Annotated in this window: 3 protein-coding genes; all 3 read left to right on the forward strand. The window is 73.5% G+C overall.

Going from position 1 to position 5,192, the window contains the following annotated elements; genetic code table 11:
• The first annotated feature begins 18 nt into the window (after positions 1-18).
• Genes KME75_RS39780 through KME75_RS39790 form a run of 3 tightly spaced genes read left to right on the forward strand, consistent with a single transcriptional unit; the run spans position 19 to position 4,867 of the window.
• Positions 19-1,929 carry a proton-conducting transporter transmembrane domain-containing protein gene (locus tag KME75_RS39780; protein ID WP_219420167.1) on the forward strand — a complete coding sequence of 637 codons (1,911 nt, stop codon included), beginning with the start codon at positions 19-21 and terminating at the stop codon, positions 1,927-1,929.
• A gap of 2 nt (positions 1,930-1,931) precedes the next feature.
• Positions 1,932-3,440, forward strand: a complete 1,509-nt coding sequence (locus tag KME75_RS39785; protein ID WP_219420168.1) for a complex I subunit 4 family protein — start codon at positions 1,932-1,934, stop codon at positions 3,438-3,440.
• Positions 3,437-4,867: an NADH-quinone oxidoreductase subunit N gene (locus KME75_RS39790; protein WP_246633727.1), complete on the forward strand. Its 1,431-nt coding sequence runs from the start codon at positions 3,437-3,439 to the stop codon at positions 4,865-4,867. Before KME75_RS39785 ends, KME75_RS39790 begins: the two co-directional genes overlap by 4 nt.
• The last annotated feature ends 325 nt before the right edge of the window (positions 4,868-5,192 follow it).

The raw sequence follows: 5,192 nt of genomic DNA on the forward strand, positions 1-5,192 counted from the left end.
GACCTGAAGGGCTGACGCGTGCTCTGGTGGCTGGTCGGGGTGCCGCTGCTCGCGGGCGCCACGCTCGCGGTGGCCGGCCGGCGGGCCGACCGCGCCGCCCCGGCCGCCGGTATGGGCGTCGCGGTGGCGGTGCTGGTGCTCGCGGCGGTCGCGGCGACCGGGCGGCCCGCCGTCGACGCCCCGTTCCTCGCCGGGGTGCGAGCGGGCGTCGCCGTCGACGGCCTGTCGGCGGCGCTCGTGGTCACCGTCGCGGCGGCGACGCTGGCGGTGCTCACCTACGCGGCCGGGGAGGCGGAGCTGCGTAGCGCGCGGTTCGTCGGGTTCGTGCTGCTGTTCGCGGGCGCGATGCTCGTGACGGTCACCGCGACGACGCTGGTCGTGCTGCTCATGGCCTGGGAGGTCATGGGCGCGATGAGCTGGGCCCTGATCGGCTACGCCTGGCGCGAGCCGGGGAAGGTGCGGGCGGCGCACACGGCGTTCCTCACCACGCGGGCGGCCGACCTCGGGCTGTACCTGGCGGCCGGGGCCGCGCTGGCGGGTGGCGTCGGCACGCTCGCGCTAACCGACCTGTCCGCCGCGGACGGGCCATGGCTGCACGTCGTCGCGCTCGGCGTCGTGGTGGCGGCGCTGGGGAAGTCGGCGCAGCTGCCGTTCAGCTTCTGGCTGTCGCGCGCGATGGAGGGGCCGAGCCCGGTGTCGGCGCTGCTGCACTCGGCCACGATGGTCGCGGCCGGCGCCTACCTGTTGCTGCGGCTGGCCCCGCTGCTCGGCGCCACCGGCTGGGCGGCGCACGCCGTGGCGTGGGCCGGGGCGGCCACCGCGCTGCTGCTCGGCCTCGTCGCCGTCGCGCAGCGCGACCTCAAGCAGCTGCTGGCCGCGTCGACATCCGCGCAGATCGGCTACATGGTGCTCGCCGCGGGGGTCGGCGGGGTCGCGGGCGGAACGCTGCACCTGGTGGCGCACGCCGCCACCAAGAGCCTGCTGTTCCTGGGCGCCGGGGCCTGGCTGGTGGCGCTCGGGACGAAACAGCTCGGCGAGCTGCGTGGTGCCGCGCGCCGGTACCCGCTGGTCGGGATCACGTTCACGGTCGGAGCGGCGTCGCTGGCCGGGCTGCCGCCGCTGTCGGTCTGGGTGAGCAAGGACGCAGTGCTCGCGGCGGCGCTGGAGGAGAGCGTCGCCCTGTACGTCGTGGGCCTGGCCGGGGCCGTGGTGTCGGCGGTCTACGCGACGACGGCGGTCTGGTGGGTGTGGGCGAGCCCCGACCGATCGCGCGAACGGCACTTTCGCGCAGATCTATCGTTCGAAAGTGCCGTTCGCGCGGACCGGCCGGAAGGCGTTGCGCCGGCGACGGCGCTACCGCTGGCCGGGCTCGCCGTGCTCGCCGCCGGGCTTGGGCTGCTCGGCCTGTTCGCCTCGCCCGTCCCTGTGCCTGCTCCCTGGGAGATGGTGCTCTCCGGGGCGCTCGCCGTCGGCGCCGTCGTCGTTACCTGGCGGCTCGTGCCGCGGATCTCCGCCCCGCGCCCGCTGCGGGCCTGGCTGGGGCTCGAACGCGCGGCCCACGCGGGGGTGGTCCGGCCCGTCCTCGCCGTGGCGCACGCGCTCGCCCGGTTCGACGACCACGTCCTCGACCGGGGCGTCACCGCCGTGCCGCGGACGGTGCGGGCCCTGGCACTGGGCCTCGCCACCGCCGACGACCGTGGCCTCGACGCCGCCGTCGACGCGTCCGCCCGTGCGACCGGAACCGTGGCCGGTGCGCTGGACCGGCGCGGGGAGCTCTCGGTCGACGGTCTCGTGCGCGCGGTCGCGGCCGGGTCGCGCGCGCTCGGCAGGCTGGCCCGGCGCCCACAGACCGGCCAGCTCCACCAGTACTACGCCCAGGCCGCCGCCGCGCTCGCGGTGCTGGCCCTGTTCGTGATCGTCGTGAGGTGACCGTGCTGTCGGTGATCGTCTTCCTGCCCGCGGCCGTCGCTGCGGTGCTCCTCGCGCTGCCGCGCGTCACGCCGCGCGCGGTGTTCGTCTGGGCGTGGATCGCGGTGTGCGCCGCCGACCTCGCGCTGGTGGTGGCCGTCTGGCTGGGCCTCGAGCCCAGCGGCGGGTTCCAGTACGAGGAGCAGGTGCCGTGGATCCCGACCGCGGGCATCAGCTACCACGTCGGCGTCGACGGGATCTCGCTCCCGCTGGTGGCGATGACGACCGTGCTGTTCGGCGCGTGCGCGGTGTTCGCCCTGCGGGAGACCAGGCGGATCAAGGCCTACGTGGCGCTGTTCCTCGGCCTGCAGACCGTGAGCCTCGGGCTGTTCGTCGCCCTCGACCTGATCCTGTTCTTCCTGTTCTTCGACCTGTCGATCGTGTTCATGTACTTCGTGATCGCCGGGTGGGGGCACGGCGAGCGGGCGCGGGCGGCCGCGCTGAAGTTCTTCCTCTACACGTTCCTCGGCTCGCTGGCGCTGCTGCTCGGGTTCATCCTGCTGTACCTGGCCGCGGAGCCGCACACGTTCGACATCGCGGAGCTGATCGCGGCCGACCCGCTCGCCGGCGGCGGGCCGTACGCCGCGCTCACGCTGCTCGCGATCGGCGTCGGGCTCGCGGTGAAGACGCCGACGGTGCCGTTCCACACCTGGCTGCCCCCGGCGCACACCGAGGCCCCGGCTACCGGCTCGGCGATCCTCGCGGGCGTGCTGCTGAAGATGGGCACCTACGGGTTCGTGCGGATCGCGATGCCGATCCTGCCCGACACCTGGCGGCAGTACGCCGTGGTCGCGGTCGTCGTCGGCGTGGTGTCGGTGGTCTACGGGGCGCTGGTCGCGCTGGCCCAGACGGACGTGAAGCGGATGATCGCCTACACGTCGGTGAACCACATGGGGTACGTGCTGCTCGGCGTCGGCGCGGCCGGGTACCTCGCCGGCACCGACGAGCAGGCCCGCCAGCTCGCCACCACCGGCGCGGTGACCCAGATGGTGAGCCACGGCCTGATCACCGGCGCGCTGTTCCTGCTCGCCGGCGTGCTGTACGAGCGGGGACACACCTACGACATGGGCGCCTACTCCGGGCTCGCCGCCCGCACCCCGGTGTTCGCGGGCGTGTTCGCCGTCGCCGCGTTCGCCTCGCTGGGGCTACCGGGCTTCTCCGGGTTCATCGCGGAGTTCCAGATCTTCACCGGTGCGCTCGCCGCCGCCCCGATCCCCACCGCGGTCGCCGTCACCGGGATCCTGCTCACCGCGGCGCTGTTCCTGCTCGCGTTGCAGCGGCTGTTCCTCGGGCCGCTGCGCCTGCCGGACGCGCCCGGCACCCCGCGCCCGTTCACCGACCTGCGGGTCAGCGAGGCGGTGGCCATCGTGCCGCTGCTCGCGCTGGCCACCGTGATCGGGATCCTGCCCCGCTTCCTGCTCGATGTGATCGAGCCGGCCTCGCGTGCGCTGCTGGAGCTCGTCGCCCGATGACCGGGATGGGCATGGCGATGAACGAGAACCCGGCGGCGCTCCTGCCGGAGTTGCTGCTGCTCGGCGGCGCCGTCGTCGGGTTGCTGCTCTGCAGCTGGCTGCCACGCCACCGGCAGCGGCTCGTGCGCCTGCTCGCCGCCGCGGCGGCCGTCGCCGGGCTCGTCGCCACCGCCGTCGCGGCGGCCGGACCGGACCGGGTCGTGTTCGGCACCAGCTATGCCGTCGACACACTCACCCATGCCACGCGCGCGATCGTGCTGGTCGCGGTACTCGTGGCACTCGCGCTGTCGGTGGACGGGACGGCGGGACACCGGCGCGAGACCGAGTTCGTCGTGCTGCTGCAGCTGGGCTCCCTCGGCACGATCCTGCTCGGCGGCGCCAACGACCTGCTGCTGCTGTTCGCCGCGTTCCTGCTGGCGAGCATCCCCTTCTACGCCCTCGCCGGCTGGAACCAGCAGTCGCTGGGGGTCGAGGCGGCACTGAAGTACTACCTGACCGGCGCGTTCCTCGGCGTCACCATGCTCACCGGCACCGTGATCCTCTACGGCGTCGGCCGGACCACTGCGTACGGAACGCTGCGCGAAGGGCTCGCCGCCGCCCCCGCCGTGGCGGTCGGCGTCGGGCTGGTGGCGCTGCTCGCCGGGGTGCTGTTCAAGATCGGCGCGGTGCCGGCGCACTTCTGGGTGCCCGACGTCACCGACGGCACGCCGGCCCCGGTCGCCGCGATCGTCACCACGATCCCGAAGATCGGCGGCCTGGTCGCGGCGTACCGGCTGCTGCTCGTGGCCGTGCCACCCGAGGCCGTGGACTGGCCGCTGCTGCTGGCGGTCCTCGCGGCCGCGTCGATGACGCTGGGCAACCTCGCCGCGTTCTTCCAGACCTCGGTGCAGCGGTTGCTCGCCTACTCGACGGTCAGCCAGGTCGGCTACCTGCTCATGGCCGTCGCCGTCGCGGGCCGCGCCGAGCTTGCCCAGCCCGCGCTGCTGTTCTACCTCGCCGCCTACGCGATCACGAACCTCGGTGCGTTCGCCGTGGTGGCCGAGCTGCCGCACGCCCGCACCCTCGACGACCACCGCGGGCTCGCCCGCCGCCACCCCGGCCTGGCGGTCGCGCTCGCCGTCTGCCTGTTCGGCCTCATCGGCACCCCGCCGACCGGCGTGTTCGTCGGGAAGCTCACGGTTTTCACCGCCGCGCTGGACGGCGGTTTCGCCTGGCTCGCGGTGCTCGCGATCGTCAACACCGTGGCCAGCGTCTTCTACTACCTGCGCTGGATCGCCCCTGCCTTCCGACGCGGGGAGGCGACAGTCCTGCAGCCCGCCGGCGGCTGGTCGGCGGCCGTCGCCTACGCCGCGGCGATCGTCGCGGTGCTCCTGGGTGTGCTCGGCGGCGTCGTGCTGCCGCTGCTGTCCGGCCCCGCCGCGGGCTGAGCGCACCTGTCCTTCACGCGTTGTTGACGCCGTTCGGCATCCCCCAATAGCGTGACGCCATCTCAGATTGCTGAGAGCAATTCACAGCGAGAGCTGTTGTTTTGGTGTTCACCGCTCGGACACGCGAAGGACCGACTGCATGAACGATCTGACGTTGTCGCTGCAACAGATGCTCGCGGCGAAGGCGACCCGGCGCCGTTTCCTGATGTGATGAAGGAGCGGGGCCTCCGCTCCTCGTGACTCCCGGCTCATGCTCGGGGTGCGCACGTCGCACGGTTCGAGGAGGCCCCTTGTGAGCGAACAGTACGCGGGACGGCAGATTGTC

The organism is Pseudonocardia nigra, from assembly GCF_019396355.1.
GTDB lineage: Bacteria > Actinomycetota > Actinomycetes > Mycobacteriales > Pseudonocardiaceae > Pseudonocardia > Pseudonocardia nigra.

What these genes read in the sequence shown, in the direction of transcription:
- KME75_RS39790 (WP_246633727.1), top strand. Translation starts at nt 3,437, where the DNA reads ATGACCGGGATGGGCATGGCGATGAACGAGAACCCGGCGGCGCTCCTG.